The organism is Tabrizicola sp. (genome assembly GCF_031377265.1).
Lineage (GTDB): Bacteria > Pseudomonadota > Alphaproteobacteria > Rhodobacterales > Rhodobacteraceae > JAUYQR01.
Map to the genome: position 1 here is coordinate 1 of NZ_JANMET010000343.1, position 20,925 is coordinate 20,925.

24 protein-coding genes are annotated in these 20,925 nt (G+C 62.3%); 14 read left to right on the forward strand and 10 right to left on the reverse strand.

Annotation, left to right across the window (positions count from 1 at the left end; genetic code table 11):
- Positions 1-514: methylmalonyl-CoA mutase family protein (locus RMO18_RS18405; RefSeq protein WP_309667893.1), on the reverse strand; the 514-nt coding region annotated here is incomplete at its 3' end.
- Positions 515-712: 198 nt separating this feature from the next.
- On the opposite strand from RMO18_RS18405, the gene RMO18_RS18410 reads away from it, so the two are divergent.
- The 3 genes from RMO18_RS18410 to ccrA all read left to right on the forward strand — a co-directional run bounded on the left by RMO18_RS18410 (position 713) and on the right by ccrA (position 3,836).
- Entirely contained in the window at positions 713-1,039 is a 327-nt protein-coding gene (locus RMO18_RS18410) for a hypothetical protein (RefSeq protein ID WP_309667895.1), read from the forward strand.
- 39 nt (positions 1,040-1,078) lie between these two features.
- On the forward strand, positions 1,079-2,407 hold the full coding sequence (locus RMO18_RS18415) for a 1-acyl-sn-glycerol-3-phosphate acyltransferase (RefSeq protein ID WP_309667897.1): 1,329 nt from the start codon (positions 1,079-1,081) through the stop codon (positions 2,405-2,407).
- Positions 2,408-2,537: 130 nt separating this feature from the next.
- A complete protein-coding gene (ccrA, locus tag RMO18_RS18420; protein WP_309667898.1) occupies positions 2,538-3,836 on the forward strand; it encodes a crotonyl-CoA carboxylase/reductase in 1,299 nt (432 codons plus the stop codon).
- On the opposite strand, the gene RMO18_RS18425 is transcribed toward ccrA, so the two are convergent.
- Positions 3,833-4,222, reverse strand: coding sequence for a GFA family protein (locus RMO18_RS18425; RefSeq protein WP_309667899.1), 390 nt, complete (start codon positions 4,220-4,222; stop codon positions 3,833-3,835). The genes ccrA and RMO18_RS18425 overlap by 4 nt on opposite strands.
- 305 nt (positions 4,223-4,527) lie before the next feature.
- On the opposite strand from RMO18_RS18425, the gene RMO18_RS18430 reads away from it, so the two are divergent.
- The 3 genes from RMO18_RS18430 to RMO18_RS18440 are packed head-to-tail and all read left to right on the forward strand — an operon-like array spanning position 4,528 to position 6,579.
- A complete protein-coding gene (locus RMO18_RS18430) occupies positions 4,528-4,719 on the forward strand; it encodes a hypothetical protein (protein ID WP_309667900.1) in 192 nt (63 codons plus the stop codon).
- 38 nt (positions 4,720-4,757) lie between these two features.
- A complete protein-coding gene (locus RMO18_RS18435; protein ID WP_309667901.1) occupies positions 4,758-6,284 on the forward strand; it encodes an AAA family ATPase in 1,527 nt (508 codons plus the stop codon).
- Between the two features lie 58 nt (positions 6,285-6,342).
- A complete protein-coding gene (locus tag RMO18_RS18440) occupies positions 6,343-6,579 on the forward strand; it encodes an Lrp/AsnC ligand binding domain-containing protein (RefSeq protein ID WP_309667902.1) in 237 nt (78 codons plus the stop codon).
- A gap of 63 nt (positions 6,580-6,642) precedes the next feature.
- On the opposite strand, the gene RMO18_RS18445 is transcribed toward RMO18_RS18440, so the two are convergent.
- Positions 6,643-7,704, reverse strand: coding sequence for a quinone-dependent dihydroorotate dehydrogenase (locus tag RMO18_RS18445; RefSeq protein ID WP_309667903.1), 1,062 nt, complete (start codon positions 7,702-7,704; stop codon positions 6,643-6,645).
- Complete coding sequence (locus tag RMO18_RS18450) at positions 7,701-8,039, reverse strand: DUF952 domain-containing protein (protein WP_309667904.1); 339 nt, start codon at positions 8,037-8,039, stop codon at positions 7,701-7,703. Before RMO18_RS18450 ends, RMO18_RS18445 begins: the two co-directional genes overlap by 4 nt.
- 227 nt (positions 8,040-8,266) lie before the next feature.
- Between RMO18_RS18450 and RMO18_RS18455 the strand changes: the two genes are divergently transcribed.
- On the forward strand, positions 8,267-9,778 hold the full coding sequence (locus RMO18_RS18455) for a 5'-nucleotidase C-terminal domain-containing protein (RefSeq protein WP_309667905.1): 1,512 nt from the start codon (positions 8,267-8,269) through the stop codon (positions 9,776-9,778).
- Between the two features lie 3 nt (positions 9,779-9,781).
- Here RMO18_RS18455 and RMO18_RS18460 read toward each other — a convergent pair whose 3' ends face one another.
- From RMO18_RS18460 to RMO18_RS18480, 5 genes are all read right to left on the reverse strand, one after another.
- Positions 9,782-10,150 (reverse strand): VOC family protein, encoded by a 369-nt coding sequence (locus tag RMO18_RS18460; RefSeq protein ID WP_309667907.1) that lies wholly within the window; start codon positions 10,148-10,150, stop codon positions 9,782-9,784.
- 70 nt (positions 10,151-10,220) lie between these two features.
- The gene (locus RMO18_RS18465; protein ID WP_309667909.1) at positions 10,221-10,616 is read right to left on the reverse strand and encodes a hypothetical protein; all 396 of its coding nucleotides are present in this window, start codon (positions 10,614-10,616) and stop codon (positions 10,221-10,223) included.
- A 216-nt stretch (positions 10,617-10,832) separates the two neighbouring features.
- Entirely contained in the window at positions 10,833-11,885 is a 1,053-nt protein-coding gene (locus RMO18_RS18470) for a substrate-binding domain-containing protein (protein WP_309667910.1), read from the reverse strand.
- A gap of 28 nt (positions 11,886-11,913) precedes the next feature.
- Positions 11,914-12,936, reverse strand: coding sequence for an ABC transporter permease (locus RMO18_RS18475; protein WP_309667912.1), 1,023 nt, complete (start codon positions 12,934-12,936; stop codon positions 11,914-11,916).
- Positions 12,937-12,950: 14 nt separating this feature from the next.
- Positions 12,951-14,447: a sugar ABC transporter ATP-binding protein gene (locus RMO18_RS18480; RefSeq protein WP_309667914.1), complete on the reverse strand. Its 1,497-nt coding sequence runs from the start codon at positions 14,445-14,447 to the stop codon at positions 12,951-12,953.
- 150 nt (positions 14,448-14,597) lie between these two features.
- Here RMO18_RS18480 and RMO18_RS18485 point away from each other — a divergent pair, with 150 nt between their 5' ends.
- The 4 genes from RMO18_RS18485 (at position 14,598) to RMO18_RS18500 (ending at position 17,895) form a co-directional block, all read left to right on the forward strand.
- Complete coding sequence (locus tag RMO18_RS18485) at positions 14,598-15,605, forward strand: LacI family DNA-binding transcriptional regulator (RefSeq protein WP_309667916.1); 1,008 nt, start codon at positions 14,598-14,600, stop codon at positions 15,603-15,605.
- Between the two features lie 88 nt (positions 15,606-15,693).
- A complete protein-coding gene (locus RMO18_RS18490) occupies positions 15,694-16,026 on the forward strand; it encodes a hypothetical protein (protein ID WP_309667919.1) in 333 nt (110 codons plus the stop codon).
- Between the two features lie 12 nt (positions 16,027-16,038).
- The gene (locus RMO18_RS18495; protein ID WP_309667921.1) at positions 16,039-17,064 is read left to right on the forward strand and encodes a LacI family DNA-binding transcriptional regulator; all 1,026 of its coding nucleotides are present in this window, start codon (positions 16,039-16,041) and stop codon (positions 17,062-17,064) included.
- Between the two features lie 198 nt (positions 17,065-17,262).
- Entirely contained in the window at positions 17,263-17,895 is a 633-nt protein-coding gene (locus RMO18_RS18500; RefSeq protein WP_309667923.1) for a hypothetical protein, read from the forward strand.
- Here the strand turns inward: RMO18_RS18500 and RMO18_RS18505 are convergent.
- A complete protein-coding gene (locus RMO18_RS18505; protein ID WP_309667924.1) occupies positions 17,856-18,326 on the reverse strand; it encodes a Fur family transcriptional regulator in 471 nt (156 codons plus the stop codon). The two genes, RMO18_RS18500 and RMO18_RS18505, sit on opposite strands and share 40 nt — an antisense overlap.
- 116 nt (positions 18,327-18,442) lie before the next feature.
- Between RMO18_RS18505 and RMO18_RS18510 the strand changes: the two genes are divergently transcribed.
- From RMO18_RS18510 to RMO18_RS18520, 3 genes are all read left to right on the forward strand, one after another.
- Complete coding sequence (locus RMO18_RS18510) at positions 18,443-19,345, forward strand: metal ABC transporter substrate-binding protein (protein ID WP_309667926.1); 903 nt, start codon at positions 18,443-18,445, stop codon at positions 19,343-19,345.
- 25 nt (positions 19,346-19,370) lie between these two features.
- Positions 19,371-20,240 (forward strand): manganese/iron ABC transporter ATP-binding protein, encoded by an 870-nt coding sequence (locus RMO18_RS18515; protein ID WP_309667930.1) that lies wholly within the window; start codon positions 19,371-19,373, stop codon positions 20,238-20,240.
- A partial coding sequence (locus tag RMO18_RS18520; RefSeq protein WP_309667928.1) for a metal ABC transporter permease occupies positions 20,237-20,925 on the forward strand: 689 nt, incomplete at its 3' end. The genes RMO18_RS18515 and RMO18_RS18520, both read left to right, overlap by 4 nt.

A 20,925-nucleotide genomic window follows, 5' to 3' on the forward strand; every position in this document is an offset into this window, starting at 1 on the left:
CCTCTTGCAAGTGATATGAACAAATGTTCATCGGGTTCCATTTGGGCAGATGTGCGGCTGTATAGGCAGCCACATCGGTTATCATTCGCAAAGATGGTACGGGCGGGCAGATATAGGTGCCACGCGACAGGTATTCCTTGATGATATCGTTCTGCACGGTGCCTTGCAGGGCGGCCACATCGGCCCCCTGTTCTTCAGCAACAGCGATGTAAAGGGCCAAAAGCCACGGTGCAGTGGCGTTGATGGTCATCGATGTGTTCATCTGATCCAGCGGGATTTCGTCAAAAAGGGCGCGCATGTCGCCCAGATGCGCCACCGGTACGCCAACCTTGCCGACCTCGCCGCGTGCCAGAACGTGGTCGCTGTCATAGCCGACCTGAGTCGGCAAATCGAAAGCGATTGAAAGCCCGGTCTGCCCGCGCGCGAGGTTGCCGCGATACAGTGCGTTGGAGGCCAAAGCCGTGGAGTGCCCTGCGTAGGTACGAAACAACCAGGGAGTGTCTTTCTGCACCATGGAACGGATCCTTCGATTCTAACACGCAATAATATTACACAAACATATGGTTACACGCCACTTTGTAACGTTGTCAAACGCTGCATTGCGGCATGCTGCGGTGCGGCTTTGAATTTTGTTGATTGTGGTGTGGCCAGTGTTTTACCGTTTTGCAGGCCGCACAAAAGCGCGCGCGCCTTTCAATGAAAGGATTTTGGGATGTCATTTCTGCGCTACGCCACATTTGTGGCCCTGATGGGCACCATGTTGGCAACCCCTGCTTTGGCCCTCGATCGGCGGGTGACCATCATCAACGAAACTGGGTTCACGATGACCAACTTCTACGGCTCTAATACCGGGTCGAGTTCTTGGGAGGAAGATATCCTTGGCCAAGACGTGTTACCGTCCGGTTCGCAAGTATCGATCAACTTCAATGACGAATCGGGATACTGCATGTTCGATTTCCGCGCGGTGTTTGAAGATGGGGATGAGTTGATCCGCGAAAAAGTGAATGTCTGCGAGACAAGCACCTTCACCTATAACTGACGCTTTACACAAGCGGCTATACCGAGGAAGCCTGTGGTGATGACCATTACGCTTCCTCTTTGGCTCCTTGTCCTGATCGTTGCATTTGCGGCGATTGCGGCGTTGGACCGGGTGCTTGCCCCATCTGTCCGGTGGTTTTTCCGCCGCCGGATGGAGCGTGTAGTTGCGCAGGTCAACACGCGGTTGGAGCGGAAGATCGAGCCATTCAAGCTTGCCAGGCGGCAGGACATGATCGTGCGGTTGGCCTATGACCCGCGCGTGATGGAAGCCGTGACCGAACACGCGGCAGAGACAGGTGTGCCGCTTAGCGTCGCGTTTGAGGAGGCGCATGGGTACGCGCGCGAGATAGTACCGGGGTTTTCGGCGACGCTGTATTTCGGGTTTGCCACCCGCGCGGCGAAGGGGTTCAGCCGGTTCCTGTACCGGGTGCGGGTGGGCAAGGTCGACAAGGAACTGGCCCATGTTGACCCGAAGGCCACGGTGATTTTCGTAATGAACCACCGCAGCAACGTGGATTATGTGCTGGTGACCTGGCTGGTCGCCGACCGCGCGGCGATTTCCTATGCGGTGGGGGAATGGGCGCGGGTCTGGCCGCTCAGCGCGGTCATCCGGGCGATGGGGGCCTATTACATCCGGCGCGGCAGTCGCAACGCTTTGTACCGCAGGGTGCTGGCGCGGTATGTGCAGATGGCGACGGCGGAGGGCATGACGCAAGCGATCTTTCCGGAGGGTGGGTTGTCCTTGGATGGGCGGGTCGGGCCGGCGAAGATGGGGCTGCTCAGCTATATCATCGATGGGTTCGATCCGGCCGGGCGGGATGTGGTGTTTGTGCCGGTGGGACTGGCCTATGACCGGGTGCTGGAGGACTGGGTGCTGATCGCGGCCGGGCAGGCAGGGACGCGACGGTTCCGGATGCAGCCGGTGAAGGTGGCTTTGCACGGAGCGTGGTTGCTGTGGAAGCGGATGCGCGGGCGGTTCAAGGGGTTTGGCACGGCCGCTGCGGGGTTCGGGGCGCCGGTGTCGTTGCGGGCGTTTCTGGCCGAAGGCGGCAGTGTCGAGGCTTTGGGCGGGCGTCTGATGGCCGCGATTGCGCAGGTGGTGCCGGTGTTGCCGGTGCCATTGGTGGCACATGCGTTAGGGGCAGGGGCCGCGTCGCGCGAGGCGTTGCAGGAGCGGGTGGAGGCTTTGATCACGCGATTGGCGCAAGCCGGGGCGGTGTTGAAGCTGCCGCCGCAGGGCATTGACGGGGTGATGGCCGAGGGGTTGGGGCCGCTGATGGCGCGCGGGCTGGTGAGCGAGCAATGGCAGCCGGTGCCGGGGCAAGAGGCGGTTCTGGCCTTTTATGCGGCATCGGTGCCGCCGGGGTGACATGCGCCGCAACGCAGCAGACATAAAATTACAAAATCTGCTTTAGAACTGTTGCAAAGTTGCGCGCAAGATTATTATGCTGTCGGAGAGCCGCTGATTCTGCAGCGCGGCATGAGCGACGGAGGGTATCTTGGCTTTGGACACGCAGACCGCACAGATGATCTATGACGCGCCGAAGAAGGACCTCTATGCCTTGGGCGAGATGCCGCCGCTGGGCCATGTGCCAAAGCAGATGCACGCCTGGACGATCCGGCGCGAGCGGCATGGTGCGCCGGAGCAATCGTTTCAGTTGGAGGTGGTGGACACCTGGGCCATCGACAGTAACGAGGTGCTGGTGTTGGTGATGGCGGCGGGGGTGAATTACAACGGCGTCTGGGCGGGTCTGGGGCAACCGATCAGCCCGTTCGATGGCCACAAGCAGGCGTTTCACATTGCGGGGTCGGACGCGTCGGGCATTGTCTGGGCGGTGGGCGACAAGGTCAAGCGCTGGAAGGTCGGGGATGAGGTGGTGATCAACTGCAACCAGGACGACGGCGATGACGAGGAGTGCAACGGTGGCGATCCGATGTATTCGATGAGCCAGCGGATCTGGGGCTATGAGACGCCGGACGGCAGTTTCAGCCAGTTCACCCGGGTGCAGGCGCAGCAGTTGATGCCACGGCCAAAGCATCTGAGCTGGGAGGAAAGTGCGTGCTACACGCTGACGCTGGCCACGGCCTACCGGATGCTGTTCGGGCATGAACCACATGACCTGAAGCCGGGGCAGAACGTTTTGGTCTGGGGCGCGTCAGGGGGCCTTGGGTCTTATGCGATCCAGCTGATCAATACGGCTGGGGCGAATGCCATCGGGGTGATTTCCGACGAGAGCAAGCGCGAGTTCGTGATGGGTCTGGGCGCAAAGGGCGTGATCAACCGGGGCGAGTTCAACTGCTGGGGGCAGCTGCCGAAGGTTGGGAGCGCGGAGTATGACGTCTGGCTGAAAGAAGCGCGGCGCTTTGGCAAGGCGATCTGGGACATCACGGGTAAGGGCGTGAACGTCGACATGGTGTTCGAACATCCGGGCGAGGCGACCTTTCCGGTCTCATCCCTGGTGTGCAAGAAGGGCGGCATGGTGGTGATCTGCGCGGGCACTACGGGGTTCAATTGCACGTTTGATGTGCGCTATATGTGGATGCACCAGAAGCGCCTGCAGGGTAGCCATTTCGCGCATCTGAAGCAGGCGGCGGCGGCGAACAAGCTGATGGTGGAGCGGCGGTTGGATCCCTGCATGTCGGAGGTGTTCCCCTGGGCCGAGATTCCGCGGGCGCACACGCTGATGTGGAAGAACCAGCACAAACCGGGCAACATGGCGGTGCTGGTACAAGCGCCGCGCACCGGGCTGCGGACGTTCGAGGATACGCTTGAAGCGAGCCTCGGACGCGGGGCTTAAGCCGGGTCGGCACCGATACGGATGCGCCACCATCTCGGGCGGCTGCTGATGTAGGAGTGCGCCACGGGGGCAAGTTCCTTGCGGTTCGGTCTGTCAAGATTGCCGACCAGCAAGGCGATGGTCGGGGCATCATCCACTGCCCCAAGTGTGCTGCCACAGACCGGGCAAAAGGCCCGGCTGGATTTTGGCGAGGAGCGCCAGAGCTGCGGCGCTCCGCCGGGGCCGTTCCATTGCACCTGATCGCGCGGAAATTCCACCCAAGCCAAGGTCAGCGCGCCGGAATGCCGCTGGCAGATGGTGCACGAGCAGGTATGCGGCCAGCCGGGCGCGCCAGTGGCGACGAAGCGGATATGGCCACAAAGGCACCCGCCTTCGTAGTGTTTCATGGCGCACCTTCCCTTTCCGCTGCAGGATTTCCGGTTGCAAGATAGGGAGTGGGTCACGAACGGCAAGGCCATTTGGACCCACTTCAGGCCGCATTCTGCCCCAGGGTGAAGGTCGCAAAGGCAGGACACGCGGGGGCTGTTCGAATTGGATCGTTAACCGTGAAAAGGTCTGGAATTGGCTGCATTTGGCGATTTTCTGCTTTGTCATATGTCGTGCATCGACGATGTGTTGACGGGTTGGGGGATGTTGTGACCCTGACCCGCGCCGGCTGTAACGGCGATCTTGTGTTTGTTCCGGGGGCTCCATGCGCCACGACTGGATCTTTGACGTTCTGTCAGATCTCAAGGCCTATGCCATCAAGAACAACTTTCCGGCCCTTGCGGCAAAAGTGGATGAAGCGTTGCTGGAAGCGCGGGCCGAAGTCGACGCGCAAGACGAAGGCAGCAACGGGTCGTCCGGGCGTGGCGGCGTGCCGCCTTCCGGGCGGCCGCATTGACCTCGCACTTGCACGCGAGGGCGGGTAAAGTGGCGCCGATGCAAGTTCCCGCCGTTACCTTTTCCAGTGATCAAGCCGAGGCCTTTGACCGCCTTGCGGCCGAATTGATCGGCCATGGCATTGACCTGACCGAAGGCACGCTGACGCCGATGGCCGAAGGCAAGGCCAGCGTTCTGGCGGTGGTCGGCAAGGCGGGGTCAGGCAAGACGATGCTGCTGGCTGCATTGTACCGCGCGATGAAGGAGGCCGGGGTCGACATCGTATCTGGCGATTACGAGGCGCGGCGGCGCAAGGATCGCCGGACGCTGGCCATTCTTGCGCCAACCAACAAGGCGGCATCGGTGCTGCGGTTGCAAGGCGTTCCGGCGACCACCATTCACCGGATTCTGTATACCCCGGTCTATGACCCGCAATACGAAAAGATCGCCGAATGGCTGACCGGCCAGGGCACAAGGCCGGTGGTCGAGGGGCTGACCGATCTGGCGCTGGACCGGGCCTATGCGTTTTACCAGAGCGTGCCGTCGGTGCCGGGCGCACTGGCCACGGCGGGGCTGAAGGGCAGCGATTTCATCAAGGGCTGGAAGCGGCGGGAAGAACCGCTGGATGTGGGGTTCGTGGATGAGTCCTCGATGCTGGACGAGCGCCAGCTGGCCGACCTGCGCGAGATCTTTCCCGCACTGGTGCTGTTTGGTGATCCCGCACAGCTGGCCCCGGTGGGCGCATCGGGCGAGATGGTGTTCGACAAGCTGGGCGCGGGCCGCAAGCTGACGTTGAGCCGGATTCACCGGCAGGCGGAGGACAACCCGATTCTGGACCTTGCACATGCCCTGGGCGATGAGAAGATCGGGTTTGAGGCGTTCGAGCGGATGGTGGAGGAACGGGCGCGGGCGGATGACCGGGTGGTCTGGGCTGAGCGGGTGGACGCGGGGCTGATGGCGCGCAGCCCGGTTCTGTGCTGGCGCAATGCCACACGGATCCGGCTGATCCATGCGTTCCGTGCCGCCTATGGCGCGCCGGAGGATGAGCTGTTGCCCGGTGAGCCGTTGATCTGCGACGGGATCGAACTGCCGTTGAAGCACCGCAAGAAGCGGATCGACCTGGAGGCACGCGGCCTGATCAAGGGCGCGCAGGTGATCTATCTGGGCACCGGCAACCGCGAGGGATTTGCAAAGCTGCATGTGGTGGGGGCGGAAGAGCCGCAGGTGTCTGCCGCCAGCATCATCAAGATCGAGCGGCCCGATGAGGAGGAGCCGTTCATCCCGCATGCCGCCAAGATGGGGGCGGCGTTTCTGCATGGGGCGGCGGTGACGATCCACAAGGCGCAAGGCAGCCAGTGGGACGAGGTGCAGGTCTTTGCGCCGGACCTGTATGCCGCGGCGCAATCAGGGCGTTCCGAGGCGGGGGTGCCGCTGTGGAAGCGGCTGGCTTATGTGGCGATCACCCGGGCGCAGACGCGGCTTTACTGGGTGGTGCGTAACCGGCTGGCGCGGCCGGTCGCGCCACTGACGATCGACGATCTGAAGCGCGAGCCGGCGCCGATGGCGTTGGTGGCCGCTGGCGATTGACGGCGCTTTTCACCGGCCGCGCCGGGCGTTAGGGTTGCGACACAAGAAGGAGGCCCAGATGGCTTTGGTGTTCGTTCAATTCCGCTGCACCCCCGGCAAGACCTATGAGGTGGCCAACGCGATCTGGGACCGCGAGGTGGTAAGCGAGTTGTATTCGACCAGCGGCGAATATGACCTGATTGCCAAGGTCTATATTCCGGATGGCGAGGACACGGGTCACTATCTGTCGTCGCGGCTGTTCGACGTGCCGGACATGGTGCGGACGCTGACCACGATGACGTTCAAGGCATTCTGACAAGGCGGAGCGGGGGTTTCACACCCCCGCACCCCCGTGGGATATTTGGTGAAGAGGAAGGCGTCAGAGCCAGTGGTTGCGGCGGGTGCCGATGGCATCTGTGATGCTGGCATGGCCGTCGCGGGCGAGAAGCTGGTCGAGGCCATGGGCCACCCGCGCGGCGACGGACAGGCCTTCGTAGACCATCGCGGTGTAAAGCTGGACGGCAGAGGCCCCGGCGCAGATCTTGGCGTAGGCTTGTTCGGGCGTGGAGATGCCGCCGACGCCGATCAGCGGTAGCCTGCCGTCGGTAAGTTGTGAAAGGCGGGCGAGGACGCGGGTAGAGCGTTCAAAGAGCGGCGCGCCGGAGAGGCCGCCCGCTTCGCCGGCGTGGCGGCTGTGCAGCCCGTCGCGGTTGAGGGTGGTGTTGGTGGCGATGATGCCGGCGAGGCCGCAGGCGAGCGTCACCTCGGCGATCCGGGCGAGGTCTTCGTCGGTGAGGTCGGGGGCGATTTTCAGGAACACCGGGATCGGGGTGGCGAGGGCGGCACGGGCTTCCATCACGCCTTGCAGCACGGCTGCGAGCGCGGCGGGGCCTTGCAGGTCGCGCAGACGTTCGGTGTTCGGAGACGAGACGTTGACGGTGGTGAAATCGACATAGGGGCCGCAGCGGGCGAGAACCCTGGCGAAATCACCGGCGCGGTCGGGGGAGGTCTTGTTGGCACCGAGGTTCAGGCCGACCGGCACTTGTGTGCGGGTGCGGGCGGCGAGGCGGGCGGCGATCGCCTCCATCCCGTCGTTGTTGAAGCCGAAGCGGTTGATCGCGGCGCGGTCTTCGGTCAGGCGAAACAGGCGAGGTTTCGGGTTGCCGGGTTGCGGCAGGGGAGTGGCAGCACCCACCTCGATGAAACCGAACCCGGCGCGGGACAGCGGGCCCGTCACGGTGGCGTTCTTGTCATAGCCTGCGGCAAGGCCGACGGGGTTTGGCAGCGAAAGTCCGGCCAGCGTTGTTGCAAGGCGCGGCGAAGTGACCGGGCCGGGCAGCGGGGCGAGGCCGGTTTGCAGCGCCAGAAGCGACAGAGCATGGGCGCGTTCGGGATCGAAGCGGTGCAGCAGGGCAAGGCCCGCGCGTTCGATCCGGTTCACCAGACGCCCTCGGGGAAGATGTGGCCGGTGGCGCCGAGGGGCAGCGATTTGTCCCAGACCACGTCCGACAGGTTCAGGCTGCGGTAGAGATGCGGGAACAGTTGGCCGCCGCGCGACGGCTCCCACCTCAGCGCCGGACCCAGGGCATCCGACTGCAAGGCCACCAGCACCAGATCGCTTTCACTGGAAAACCATTTGGCGGCGGTTTCGGCAACCTGAGCGGCCGTGGAGAAATGGATGTAGCCATCGGCCAGATCGATGGGGGCACCGAGGGTATCCCCGGCAGCGCGGAACGCATCCCATTCGGGGCGGCGGAATATCTTGTAGATCAACATGGCCGTGTCTTGCCGGTTTGGGGCGTTCGGGTCAATCCCGTCGTTATGGGCCCGTCGTTATGGGCCCGTCGTTACAGGCCGGTGGGTCAAGAGAAAGCGGGCTATGGGCGTGACTGTCATTCTGCTTTGACAAAGCCGTGGCACGACCGAAGCGACGCTTTGACAGTGCGGTACAACCGCAGGCAGAATGGTGGCCTGTCACGAATTTATCCAAAAGGAGAATCGCGATGTTTGTATTCAGAAAATCCCTGATCTCTATGCTGCTGACGGCGGGCTGTGTCGTTGCCACACCGCTTGGTGCGGAAACCGTCAAGTTGACACTGCTTGGTGTCGGCGATGTCTACAATTTCGAGGAAGAGGACGGGCGCGGCGGTTTTGCGCGGCTGAACGCGGTGGCATTGGCTGAACGCGCGGCGAACCCGAACACGCTGTACCTGTTTGACGGCGACATGCTGTCACCTTCGTTGCAATCGGGGTTCGACAAGGGGCAGAATACGATCGAGTTCACCAATCTGGTGCCGTTCGATCTGGCGGTGCCAGGCAACCACGAGTTCGACTTCGGGCCGGAGAACTTCATCGAGAAGATGAAGGCGTCGAAGTACCCGTGGGCCGCGATCAACATCACCAATGCTGACGGCTCGCCCGTCGAGGGCTTGGGCGGGGTGATGGTGAAGGAAGTTGGTGGGCTGAAGGTGGCGCTGATTCCGGTGGCGCAGGACACCTCGCCGGAGGTGAGTTCCACCGGCAGTCTGAAGTTTCTGCCAACCGTGGAAACCGGGGTCGCTGCGGCCAAGAAGGCGCGCGAGGACGGGGCTGACATCGTGGTGGGCGTGGTGCAGACCTATATGGACAACGACCGCGCGTTGATGGCCAGCAAGGCGTTCGATGTGATCTTGTCGGGCGATGACCATTCTTATGCGACGGCCTATGACGGGGTGACGGCCTATGTCGAAACCGGGGTTGACGGGCAGTATCTGTCACCGGTCGATCTGTTGGTGGAGGTGGGCGAAAAGGATGGCAAGCGCACGATAAGCTGGACGCCGATCTTCCGGTTCATCGACACAGCGACAGTGGAGCCGCACCCGCAGAGCAAGGCGCTGGCGGACAAGTACCTGGCGTCGCTGGACGAAACGCTGAACGTCGAGATCGGCACCACGGAAACCGAGATCGACAGCCGTCGCAATATTGTGCGGGCGGTTGAGGCGACGATGGGCAACCTGATCGCCGACGGGATGCGCGATGCGACCGGAGCGGATATCGCCATAATGAACGGTGGCGGCATTCGGGGCGACCGGGTCTATGAAGCCGGTGCCAAACTGACGCGGCGCGATATTCTGGCGGAACTGCCGTTCGGCAATGTCACGGTGGTAACGGAACTGCCGGGCAGCCAGATCCTGCTGGCACTGGAGAACGGGGTCAGTCAGGTCGAAAAGGGGGCGGGGCGGTTTCCGCAGGTGTCGGGGCTGACCTTTACGCTGGACCCCAGCGCGCCTGCCGGATCGCGGGTGTCTGAGGTGATGGTTGATGGTGCTGCGTTGGAGGCAGACAAGGTCTACAAGGTGGCCGTCAACGACTTTATTCTTGGCGGTGGTGACGGTTATGACGCGCTGGGCGGTGGGCGGATTGTCACCGATGGGCCGACCAGCAGCCTCGTGGCCAATGACGTGATGGCCTATGTCGAAAAGCTGGGCACGGTGAAGCCTGTGGTCGAGGGGCGCATCAAGATTCTGGGCCAGTAAGGGTCAGGGCCGCGTGATGGTGTGCAGCGCCAGATCGCGGCCTTCGTCATCGTGAAAGAAGGCCATCCATTCCTCGGACCCGTCGGGGTGGGTATGGATCAGGTGCGGCGCGCGGGAAAAAGCGACGGCTTTGGACGCAAGCGTCTGGTGTGCGGCGGCGAGGTCTTCGGTGTGGAAGTAGAGGACGTCTGCCTCGGTCGTTGTGCCGGTTTCGCGCAGCATGAGGCGGGTGCCGGACAGATCGAAGAACGCGAGGCCGGGGAAGGCGTATAGTTCGGTCAGGCCGAGAGTTTCGCGGAAGAAGGTGCGGGCGCGGTCGAGGTTTTCGACGCGGCGGGAAATCTGGCTAAGGTGACCGGTGAGGGGCATCATGTCCTCTTGTGCCAATTGGCGGTGGCGCCAGCATAGCGTGAATTGGGGCGATGTTCACGCCCCTCGCGCGTTACGGGCAGCGGCGCAGCGTGATCGGGACGCCAAGGCTGTCGGTGCCGGTCAGTGTCAGAATGTCACCGGGATCGGGCAGGCCGGGGTCGACTTGATCGAGGGTCAGGACAAAGGTTTCCGGGATCGCGGTGGTGGGATCGTCGCTTTCGGTGCAGGACATGTTCAGTTGCACGCCGGTGCCGCCCGGTCCGCTGATCGGGGCGCTGAAGGTGCAGACGTCTATGCCGGCCTGAACCTGGCCGTGCGAGAAGGTGAAGGCGTCGATGGTGCCGCAGGCTTCGGGCGCCATCGCCCAAGCGCCGGTGATCATGCTGCGGTAGACGGCTTCGGGGTTGGCCCCCGCGTAAGCGGTCATTGGAAGGACGGTTAGGACGGCGAACAGAATAGGTCGCATGGAGACTCCTTCGTTGAATACTCAGGGTGCCTGTCTGAGGTGGCGTGCGCAAGGCGGGCGCTGCCTACCCGGCTTTGACACCGGCAAGGCTTTGCCTAATGTGGGGCGATGTGCGGTCGTTTCACCATCACCCACCCGATAGTGGCGTGACGGCTGAAACGAAGACGGGCACCCATTGCTGAGCGCCCGCTGTCGTGATGGCCAAGTGGCTAGAAGTTACTTGCCCCAGATTGCGGCATAGGCCTCGCGGTAACCATTTTGCGGATCGAACTGGTTGCTGTCGCCGGACGCTTTCAGCCCCTCTTCGGTGACCAGCGCCGGTGCGGTAACGTAGCCCGAGCAAGGCTCGCCCGAAACAGCGCGGTTCAGTTCGTCCACCAATTGCCAGCCTTGCAGATTCAGCGGTTCGGCAACGGTGATCGCCTGATACTGACCCGAACGGATGCGCTGAAACGCGGCTTCGGACCCGTCACCGGCGGAACCTGCCTTGGGTGCGCCCTTGCCATCGATGCCGGCTGCGGCCAGGGCCGGACCCATGAAGTCGAAGTAAAGGTCGTTGATGGCAAGCGAGTGGGTCCACTTGTCGCCGTACTTTTGCAAAAGCGAGGTGGTCAGCGGGCCCATCCGGGTTGAGGTTTCGGCAATCGGCGTATCGACATATTCCAGAACCGTGCCGCCCATATCTTCGATGGTTTTCTTGATCCGGTCGGCCTTGTCGATGGCGATCTGGTAGGTGCTGTCGGTAAAGATGATCGCGCCAACCGTGCCTGCGCCGTCTTCGATTGCCCATTTGGCGGCAGTCTCGGACACCGTCATCGCATCGGTGGATACGTTGGCAAAGATGCCGCCCGGTGCGTCACAGCCGATCTTCGGGCCGGAATGCCAGGACACCATGGGGATGCCGGCAGCAGCGACGCCTTCGATGGCGGCCTGCTGTTCGACGGCGTCAAAGCCATTGATCACGATGCCATCGGGCATCAACGCCATGGCCTGACCAAACGCCGCGGTGCGGCCTTGAACGGAACCCGCACCGTCCAGCACCCGAACCGTCCAGCCGATTTTGGCGGCGGCTTCCTCGACCCCGGTGGTGACGCCAAGAATGCCGCCATTCTTCAGGTCGGCAGCAAGCACGACGATGGTCTTGGCGTCAGCCGCCTTTGGGCCGGTGGTCGGGCCATCAAAGGCAGCACCCTGGGCAAAGCTTGGCAAGGCCACGCCCGCGATCATGGTAGTGGCAAGCAAGGCCCCGATAAAAGTACGTTTCTGCATAGTCGTTCCTCCCGTTTCAGTGTTGTCGTTATTTGCGCGCAGCACCCTTCTTGCGCTGCGCATATCCAGCGATGCCGATGGCAATCAGCAGCGTTGATCCGTTGAACAGGGGTTCCACCCAGAACGAGCCGCCGAATTGCTGGATGCCGGAAATACCGACCGCCAGAATGGCGACGCCGATGATGGTGCCCCAGACGTTGACCCGCCCCGGTTTGATCGTGGTGGAGCCGAGGAATGCGCCGACGAGTGCCGGCAGCAGGAACTCAAGGCCCACCGAGGCCTGACCGATCCGCAGTTTGGAGGCCAGCAGCACCCCCGCCAAAGCGGCCAATGTACCGGAGGCTACAAACGCGCCGACGACGAACTTGCGCGTTGGGATGCCGTTCAGTTCCGCCGCCTTCTGGTTGGCCCCGATTGCATAGAGGTAACGGCCGACGGGGGTAAACTCGAGCACCACCCAGAGGACAAGGCTGATCGCCAGCACATAAAAGCCGGTGATCGGCAGGCCCAGGACCCATTGCCCGCTGAGCAGGTAGAAGCTGGGGTCCAATTCGCCCACCACCTGCCGCCCGCCGGAATGCCACAGGGCAATGGCATAAAGCACTGTGCCGGTGCCAAGCGTGGCGATGAAGGCGTCGATCTTGGCGACCTCGACCAGAATGCCGTTCAGCACGCCGGTGATGGCGCCAAGGGCAATGACGATGAGCACGGCCAGCGGCCAAGGCACGCCGTAGTTCACCTGCAGCGAGATTGCGAGGATGTGCCAAAGCACGATGCCGTAGCCAACGGTAAGGTCGATCCGCCCGGCGACCATCGGGATCATTGCGGCAAGGGACAGGATGGCGATGATCGACTTGTCAGACAGGATGGCGCGCAGGTTGAGCACGGTGGGAAAGGTGTTGGGCAGCAAGACCGAGAACAGGATGATCAGGAACACCGTCAGGATCACCAGCCCGTAAACCGGCGCGAGGCGCAAGATTTTCTGCACCGTGGTCAGTTCGGTCAGCTCGTCGCGGGTGGGTTCAAGGGCATCTGACTGGATGGAGTTCATGTTTGTTTCTTTGCTCAGGCGGCTTCATCGCCAGCCGAAGCGGCCTGGATGAGGGTTTGCGTGGACAGGGCAACGCCGCGAAGTTCCTTCACGACCTGACCCCGGCTGAAGACGATGGCGCGGTGGCAGATGTTGGCCACCTCCTCAAAATCGGTGGAGACGATCAGCACGCCCATGCCCGAGGCAAGCGCTTCGAACAGCAGGTGGTAGATCTCGGCCTTGGCACCTACATCGACGCCGGCGGTGGGGTCTTCGGCGATCAGAAGGCGGCGCTGCGTATCTAGCCAACGGCCGACGACGACCTTTTGCTGGTTGCCACCAGACAGCGCCTCGATTGCCAGGGTGGGATCGTTGGGCGACAGGCCGACGCGGCCGCCAAGGGTGCTGGCGAGGCCATTTTCAGTGTTTGGCCGCATGAAGGACAGCAGGTTTCGGCCAGTAATGAAAGGGTTCAGAAAAGTGTTCTCGCGGATTGTCAGCGCCGGGGCCACCGATTCCACGACGCGGTCGCGTGCCACAAAGCCGATGCCCGACCGCATGGCGCTGCCGGGGGAGGTCAGGTCCGGGGGAGTGCCATCCAGGGTGACAGTGCCGGTGTGACGTTCAAGCCCAAAGAGCGCGCGGCCAATGTCTTCGTGACCCGCGCCACGCAGGCCGACAAGGCCCACCAGCTCGCCCCGGCGGATGTTGAAACTGACCGGGCCGGCCTTGCGGGTGGTCAGGGCGGCGACGGTCAGCAGTTCGGGGCCATCCTGCACCTCGGGGCGGTCAATCTCGCGGGCTTTGCGGCCAACGATCAGGCTGACCAGATCTTCGGCATTGGTGTGTTCGATGTCGCGCATCCCGACCATCTGGCCATCGCGCAAAACGGCCACGCGGTCGGATATCCGGAACACCTCGTCCAGCCGGTGCGACACGTAGATCATGCCCACGCCTTTGGCTTTCAGCGGGCGCAGGGCGGCGAAAAGACGCTCCACCTCATCAGCGGGCAGGCTGGCGGTGGGTTCGTCCAGCACCAGAAAATCGCATTCGACGGCCAGTGCGCGGGCAATCGCCACCAGCGACTTTTCAGTGCGGGTCAGGCTGGAGACACGGGCGGTCGGCGCAAAGTCGGCGTCGACCAACGCCAGCGCTTCTTTGGCCAGCCGTTCGGTCGCTGGCCAGTCGATCCGACCGGCGCGTTTGGGGTAGCCGACCGCGAGGGCGATGTTTTCCGCGACGCTCATCCATTCGATCAGTCCGAGGTCTTGATGGATGAAAGCCACGGCCTGTCTGGCTGAGGTTCGCCCGCTGACATGACGATAAGGCACGCCGTCGACCATGACCTGACCGCTGTCTGGCGAATAGATGCCACCTAAAGTCTTGATAAGCGTAGACTTACCGGCGCCGTTTTCACCCAGTAATGCGACGATCTCGCCGCAGTTGACCCGGAGGGAAACGCCACGCAAGGCCTTGGTGCCGCCAAAGCTTTTGACGATCGAGTCGAAGAACAAGCCGTGCTGGTCAGCCATTTCCCCTCCCAGAGATCAGCGCGCGGCCCTCTTTGAGGTTACCGGTAACGTTGCTATACTTTGCCCAGACGAACCGCGAGTCAAGAAGAAAGTTATCGATAACGTAAGCGAGGTATTGCATTGCAAGCCACCCCGACAATACTGCGCTGAATGGAAAAGCGCACGAAGCCTGGCCTGGAAGACATCGCACGAAGCCTGGGGGTTTCGAAGATGACCGTCAGCCGTGTGCTGCGTGGCGCATCGGGGTTTTCCGAGGCCACGCGGGAGAAAGTGCTGCTCGAGGTCGCGCGGACCGGCTATCTGCCGAACCGGTTGGCGGCGGCCTTCGGGCCGTCGGGGACATCGACGCTGATCGGGGTCTGCGTGCCGCGCCTGACTTCGCCATTGTTCGGGTCGGTGCTGGAATCGCTGAACCTGACTTTGGCGCGGCTGGGCTATCAGACGATGATCGGATCGCACAATCAGATGCCGGACGAAGAGGAGGTCTGGCTGCGCACCTTGGCCTCGTGGAAACCTGCGGCGGTGGTGCTGGCGTCGCGGGTGCATACCCGGGGCACGCTGAAGCTGCTGCGCGACATGGGCGTACCGGTGGCGGAAATCTGGGACCTGACGACCAAGCCGATCGACCTTGCCATCGGGTTTTCGCATTTCGACAACGGCTTGGAAATGGCCCGCTGCATTGCTTTGGCGGGGCGCAGGCGGGTTGGCTATGTCGGTGCGCTGGGCAACCGCAACACCTCGGGCCGGTTGCGGTTTCTGGGCTTTGTCAGCGGCTTGGCCGAGACCGGCCTGACGCTGGCGGCGGAGGAACATTTGCAGGACCAGCCCGGCTTTTACGCGGGTTTTTACGGGACCGAGACGATGCTGGCGCGGGCGGGCGATCTGGATGCAATCTATTATCATGACGACGAAATGGCGATTGGCGGGTTGGCCTATCTGGCCAGAATCGGGGTCAAGGTCCCCGATGACATAGGCGTGGCAGGCTGGGGCGGAATGGAGGCGGCGTCGATCCTGCCGCGCAGGCTGACCACAACCGCAATTCCCACAACCCGGCTTGGCAAGATCGCGGCGGAGGCACTTGCCTGTCGCCTGCGCGGTGACCCGGTCGATGATGTGACCATCATCCAGACGCGGCTGGTGCCGGGGTCGACGATCTAGGCTTGTGTTTGCTTTTGGTATCGATAACATATCCCGAGCGCCGATGGCTGCGATTGTTGGCAGCAAGGAAGGCCAAGGACATGTTCAGATGATCACGCGTTTTGCCCTGTTCGAGGGCAGTATCAAAGAGGGCATGACGGAGCGCTTTCGCAAGGCCGTTACCGACCGCCTGGTGCCGTTGTGGACGCAGTTTCCCGGCAACACCGACGTGCGAGTGATGTTCGGCGAAGAACGTGATGCGGGCGCACCTGAGTTTCCTTTGATCCTTGCGATCAGCTATCCGTCCACCGAGGTGATGGCGCTTGCGTTGACCAGCGACGTGCGCAATCAATCCAAGGCGATAACGGGCGTGATTGTGGCGGAGTTCTTTGAGGGCCGCATTCACCACCACGTCACCGAGGCAGCGGAATACAAAGCGTAAGACAGGGCAATAATGGGCGACAAGCCGTCTGGCGCCAAGACCATGAAGGACGTGGCCGAAGCGGCAAACGTGTCGGTCATGACTGTCAGCCGCGCGTTCAAGTCTGACACATCGGTCAGTGAGGCCACCCGCCTGCGCATTCGCAAGATTGCGGATGATCTGGGTTATGTCTTTGATTCCACTGCGGCAAACCTGCGCACGCAGAAGACGAACTTTGTGGCTGTGACCATCCCGTCGATCAACAACGCGAACTTCGCCGACACGGTTGATGCCTTGTCAGACCGGCTGGCCGGGGCCGGTATGCAGGTTCTTCTGGCCTATAGCGGCTATGACATGGCCAAGGAGGAAGAGCTGATCGAGCAGCTGTTGCGGCGGCGGCCCGAGGCGATTGTGGTCACCGGGGGCCGCCACAGCGACCGGGCGCGACGGATGCTGAGGAATGCGGGGATTCCGGTGGTTGAGACATGGGATTTGCCGGCGGACCCGATCGGCCATGTGGTCGGGTTTTCCAACGCGGCGACGATGCATGGCATGGTGGATCATCTTGTTGCCAAGGGGATGACGCGCATTGCCTTTATCGGCGGTGACACCGATGGCGATACACGTGGGGCAGATCGGCGGCGTGGGTACATCGCGGCGATGCAGCGCCACGGCCTTGCCGCACACCGGCTGATCGGCGCAGGCAAGCCGCCGATTTCGATGCGCGAAGGGGCAGCGGCCATGGGGCGGTTGCTGGACACCATGCCCGACACGCAAGCGGTGATCTGCGTGTCAGACCTAAGCGCGTTTGGGGCGTTGAGCGAATGTCAGCGGCGTGGCGTGAACGTGCCGGGGGACATCGCGATTGCGGGCTTTGGCGCCTATGAAATTGCCGGTGTTTGCCATCCGACGATCACCACGATCGACCCGAAGCCGCGGTTGATCGGGGCGCAGGCGGCTGAATTGATCCTTGAGCTTTTGAATGGCGCGGGCGGCGAAACGCGGGGGCCGACGACGATTGAGATCGACTGGCAACTGAAGGCGGCGGAAACGACGTGAACGCCGGTCAGGCTTGCGGCCGGGTGGCATCGCAGGGGACACCGGTGCGGCGAGTGCGGCGAGGTTTGGGAATGTTGGCGAGTTTCAGGATTGGGTTCAGGCCTGAATTCTGGCGACGCAGGCTGCCGAAGTGGTCTAGACTGCGCCGTGAGCCGTAGGACAGGTGTGGCAAATTCGGGGGCAGATTCGGGGGCAGACATGGCAACCAACATTTCAAGGATCTGGGCGCAGGTGATGAGTGTCGCGCTGTGCGCGCTGCTGGTGCTGGCGGGCGGACCGGCTGCGGCCGAGACGCGGCAGGTTCGCGTTGATACGCAGTACATTGCTGCACTTGGCGACAAGATGGCCACAGCCGGCGAAGACGCGGCGGATTGGGGGCTTTGGGCGGTGGACCCCGGTCCGCGCGGCGTGAAGATCCGCAAGGTCCCGGAATTGGTGGCCAACGGCGGCAAGGCCCCGGCGGGCTGGCAGTTTGATGGCAAGGCGTGGTGGCTGGAAGAACATGGGCTGATCATGGAAGCCCCGGTGTTCCCGGTGCCGGCAGGCCAGTATGTGGTGACCGGCGGGCGCGAGGTGACGTCGGTGCTGACGGTGCAGGAACCGGATGCGGCGGGCAAGCAGGCGTGGAGCCTGGCAGATGGGGCGACGCTGTATGACGTCACGCATTTGCGGTGCCGGGCGGCACTGTATACGGGTCAGGCCTGTTCCCCCGATAAGACGCCAACCGATGTGTTCCCGATGCGCGAGGGCATTGCGATGCCTGAGGTGGAGGGCTGCGACAAGCAGGACTATCAGGTGCTGATCGTGATCGGGATGATGGTCGAGGATTGATCCTGGCGCTTGCGGCAGTACAGTTCCAGCCGGTGATGCACGAGGTCATACCCCAGATGTGCGGCAATCTCGGCCTGCAATTGTTCGATACGATCTGACTGGAATTCCACGATCTGACCCGTGTCCAGATCGACGATGTGGTCGTGGTGCCTGTCGTCAAGACGTTCGTAGCGGGCGCTGGCGCCTTCGAAGACATGGCGCTGGATCAGCCCGGAGTGGACCAGCGAGGCCACGGTCCGGTAGACGGTTGCGATTGAAATTCTTGGGTCCGCCGCCCTTGCGCGCCTATGCAGTTCCTCCACATCAGGATGGTCTTCGGTCTGGGCCAGCACCTGCAACAGGACAATGCGTTGCGCGGTGACCCGCAGGCCTGCCTGACGCAGGGCCGTTTCGGGGTTTGCAATGTCAGCGTCTGCCTTGGCCGTGTTCATCCCTGCCTGCCATTCGCAACTTCGGTCGATATTTGCGAATGATTATCATTTGTGTTTACAATTGCAAATGGTTCTCATAAGCAAAAGTGAGCCAGTTTCACGAATGGAGACTTGGAATGCGGGGTGTAGGTTTGCGATCTTTGATGGTGGCTGCGGCGATGGCGTTGATGGCGCAGGCCGCGTTTGCGCAGGATCATAAGTTCAAGGTGGTCACGACGTTCACGATCATCGCAGACATGGCGCGCAACGTGGCAGGCGATGCTGCAGAGGTGACGTCGATCACCAAGGCCGGGGCGGAGATTCACGGCTATGAGCCGACGCCGGGCGATATCATCCGGGCGCAAGATGCGGACCTGATCCTGTGGAACGGACTGAACCTGGAACGCTGGTTCGCACAGTTCCTTGAAAACCTGTCGGATGTGCCCAGTGCAACGCTGACCGATGGCATCATGCCGATGAGCATCAGCGAAGGCGAGTATTCGGGAAAGCCAAACCCGCATGCCTGGATGAGCCTGGAAAACGCGATCATCTACGTCGACAACATCCGCGACACGCTGTCGGAACATGACCCGGAACATGCCGCCATCTATGCGGCCAACGCCGAGGCTTACAAGGCCCGGATCACCGAAGCCATTGCCCCGTTGCGCACGGCCATTCTGGCGGTGCCGGAACAACAGCGCTGGCTGGCCTCCTGCGAGGGGGCGTTCAGCTATCTGATCCGGGATTTCCAGATGAAGGAGCTGTATCTTTGGCCGATCAACGCCGATGCACAGGGCACGCCGCAGCAGGTGCGCAAGGTGATCGACGCGATCCGCGCCAATGCCATTCCGGCGATCTTTTGCGAAAGCACGGTCAGCCAGGCCCCGGCTGAGCAGGTGGCCCGGGAAACCGGCGCACGCTATGGCGGGGTGCTGTACGTGGACAGTCTGACCGAGGCGGATGGCCCGGTGCCGACCTATATCGATCTGCTGCGGGTGACGTCGCAGACCATTGTCGATGGATTGACGGCACAGAAATGAAAGAGGCCCGTTGGGAAACCAGATGATGTCGCAAGATGCAGCAACTGCCGCCTCGGGCATCACTGCAGCCGGGGTCTATGTCACCTATCGCAACGGCCAGACCGCGTTGCGTGACACCAGTTTCACGATACCGACCGGCACGATCACCGGGCTGGTGGGCGTGAACGGTGCCGGGAAGTCAACGATCTTCAAGGCGATCATGGGCTTTGTGCCGGTGGCCAAGGGCGAGATCACGATCCTTGGGCGGTCGGTCAAAGAGGCGTTGGCGCAAAACCTTGTAGCCTATGTGCCGCAATCCGAAGAGGTGGATTGGTCGTTTCCGGTGCTGGTCGAGGATGTGGTGATGATGGGCCGTTATGGCCACATGGGGTTCTTCCGCATCTCCGGTCCTGCGGACCATGCCGCTGTTACAAGCGCGCTGGCCCGCGTCAACATGACCGAGTTTCGCAAGCGCCAGATCGGCGAGCTTTCAGGTGGGCAGCGCAAGCGGGTGTTCCTGGCCCGCGCCTTGGCGCAGGACGCCGTGGTGATCTTGCTGGACGAGCCTTTTACCGGCGTCGATGTACAAACCGAGGATGCAATCATCGCCCTGTTGCGCGAGATGCGTGTCGAGGGGCGGGTGATGCTGGTGTCGACCCACAACCTAGGTTCGGTGCCGGAGTTTTGTGATCGCACGGTGCTGGTCAAGGGCACGGTGCTGGCCTCTGGCCCGACCGAGACCACCTTTACCCGCGAAAACCTGGAGCTGGCTTTTGGCGGGGTGCTGCGGCATTTCGTGCTGGGCGGGGCCGACCTGCATGAAGATGACGATGCCCGCACGGTGACTGTATTCACCGATGATGAAAAACCCTTCGTGATCTATGACAAGCCCGCCGTGAAGCCGGAGGCCAAATGAGCGAAACCCTGCTTTTGCCGTTTCAATACAACTACATGATCAATGCCATGTGGGTTTCGGCGTTGGTCGGCGGGGTTTGTGCGTTTCTGTCGGTTTACCTGATGCTGAAAGGCTGGTCGCTGATCGGCGATGCGCTGAGCCATTCCATCGTGCCGGGGGTGGCGGGGGCGTATATGCTGGGCCTGCCGTTTGCGCTCGGGGCGTTTGTGGCAGGGGGGCTGGCGGCAGGGGCGATGCTGTTTCTGAACCAGCGATCCGGATTGAAGGAGGATGCGATCATCGGGCTGATCTTCACCTCGTTCTTCGGGCTGGGGCTGTTCATGGTGTCGCTGTCGCCGATGTCGGTGTCGGTGCAGACGATCACCATGGGAAACATTCTGGCGATCACGCCGGGGGATACGCTGCAACTGGCGATCATCGGGTTTGTGTCGCTGGCGGTGCTGCTGGCCAAGTGGAAAGACCTGATGGTGACGTTCTTTGACGAGAACCATGCCCGGTCGATGGGGATCAATACCGGCATCCTGAAAGTGGTGTTCTTTACGCTGTTGTCGGCCTGCTGCGTGGCGGCGTTGCAGACGGTGGGGGCGTTTTTGGTGATTGCGATGGTCGTCACACCGGGGGCCACCGCGTATCTTCTGACCGACCGGTTCCCGCGTCTGCTGATGCTGAGCGTGGCCATCGGTGC

What these genes read in the sequence shown, in the direction of transcription:
- RMO18_RS18440 (WP_309667902.1), top strand. Translation starts at nt 6,343, where the DNA reads ATGGCTTTGGTGTTCGTTCAATTCCGCTGCACCCCCGGCAAGACCTAT.
- RMO18_RS18480 (WP_309667914.1), bottom strand. Translation starts at nt 14,447, where the DNA reads ATGGCTGACCAGCACGGCTTGTTCTTCGACTCGATCGTCAAAAGCTTT.
- RMO18_RS18505 (WP_309667924.1), bottom strand. Translation starts at nt 18,326, where the DNA reads ATGAACACGGCCAAGGCAGACGCTGACATTGCAAACCCCGAAACGGCC.
- RMO18_RS18495 (WP_309667921.1), top strand. Translation starts at nt 16,039, where the DNA reads ATGGGCGACAAGCCGTCTGGCGCCAAGACCATGAAGGACGTGGCCGAA.
- RMO18_RS18500 (WP_309667923.1), top strand. Translation starts at nt 17,263, where the DNA reads ATGGCAACCAACATTTCAAGGATCTGGGCGCAGGTGATGAGTGTCGCG.
- RMO18_RS18510 (WP_309667926.1), top strand. Translation starts at nt 18,443, where the DNA reads ATGCGGGGTGTAGGTTTGCGATCTTTGATGGTGGCTGCGGCGATGGCG.
- RMO18_RS18450 (WP_309667904.1), bottom strand. Translation starts at nt 8,039, where the DNA reads ATGTTGATCTACAAGATATTCCGCCGCCCCGAATGGGATGCGTTCCGC.
- RMO18_RS18415 (WP_309667897.1), top strand. Translation starts at nt 1,079, where the DNA reads ATGACCATTACGCTTCCTCTTTGGCTCCTTGTCCTGATCGTTGCATTT.
- RMO18_RS18455 (WP_309667905.1), top strand. Translation starts at nt 8,267, where the DNA reads ATGTTTGTATTCAGAAAATCCCTGATCTCTATGCTGCTGACGGCGGGC.
- RMO18_RS18430 (WP_309667900.1), top strand. Translation starts at nt 4,528, where the DNA reads ATGCGCCACGACTGGATCTTTGACGTTCTGTCAGATCTCAAGGCCTAT.
- RMO18_RS18410 (WP_309667895.1), top strand. Translation starts at nt 713, where the DNA reads ATGTCATTTCTGCGCTACGCCACATTTGTGGCCCTGATGGGCACCATG.
- RMO18_RS18435 (WP_309667901.1), top strand. Translation starts at nt 4,758, where the DNA reads ATGCAAGTTCCCGCCGTTACCTTTTCCAGTGATCAAGCCGAGGCCTTT.
- RMO18_RS18470 (WP_309667910.1), bottom strand. Translation starts at nt 11,885, where the DNA reads ATGCAGAAACGTACTTTTATCGGGGCCTTGCTTGCCACTACCATGATC.
- RMO18_RS18465 (WP_309667909.1), bottom strand. Translation starts at nt 10,616, where the DNA reads ATGCGACCTATTCTGTTCGCCGTCCTAACCGTCCTTCCAATGACCGCT.
- RMO18_RS18515 (WP_309667930.1), top strand. Translation starts at nt 19,371, where the DNA reads ATGTCGCAAGATGCAGCAACTGCCGCCTCGGGCATCACTGCAGCCGGG.
- RMO18_RS18460 (WP_309667907.1), bottom strand. Translation starts at nt 10,150, where the DNA reads ATGATGCCCCTCACCGGTCACCTTAGCCAGATTTCCCGCCGCGTCGAA.
- RMO18_RS18490 (WP_309667919.1), top strand. Translation starts at nt 15,694, where the DNA reads ATGATCACGCGTTTTGCCCTGTTCGAGGGCAGTATCAAAGAGGGCATG.
- RMO18_RS18485 (WP_309667916.1), top strand. Translation starts at nt 14,598, where the DNA reads ATGGAAAAGCGCACGAAGCCTGGCCTGGAAGACATCGCACGAAGCCTG.
- RMO18_RS18475 (WP_309667912.1), bottom strand. Translation starts at nt 12,936, where the DNA reads ATGAACTCCATCCAGTCAGATGCCCTTGAACCCACCCGCGACGAGCTG.
- RMO18_RS18425 (WP_309667899.1), bottom strand. Translation starts at nt 4,222, where the DNA reads ATGAAACACTACGAAGGCGGGTGCCTTTGTGGCCATATCCGCTTCGTC.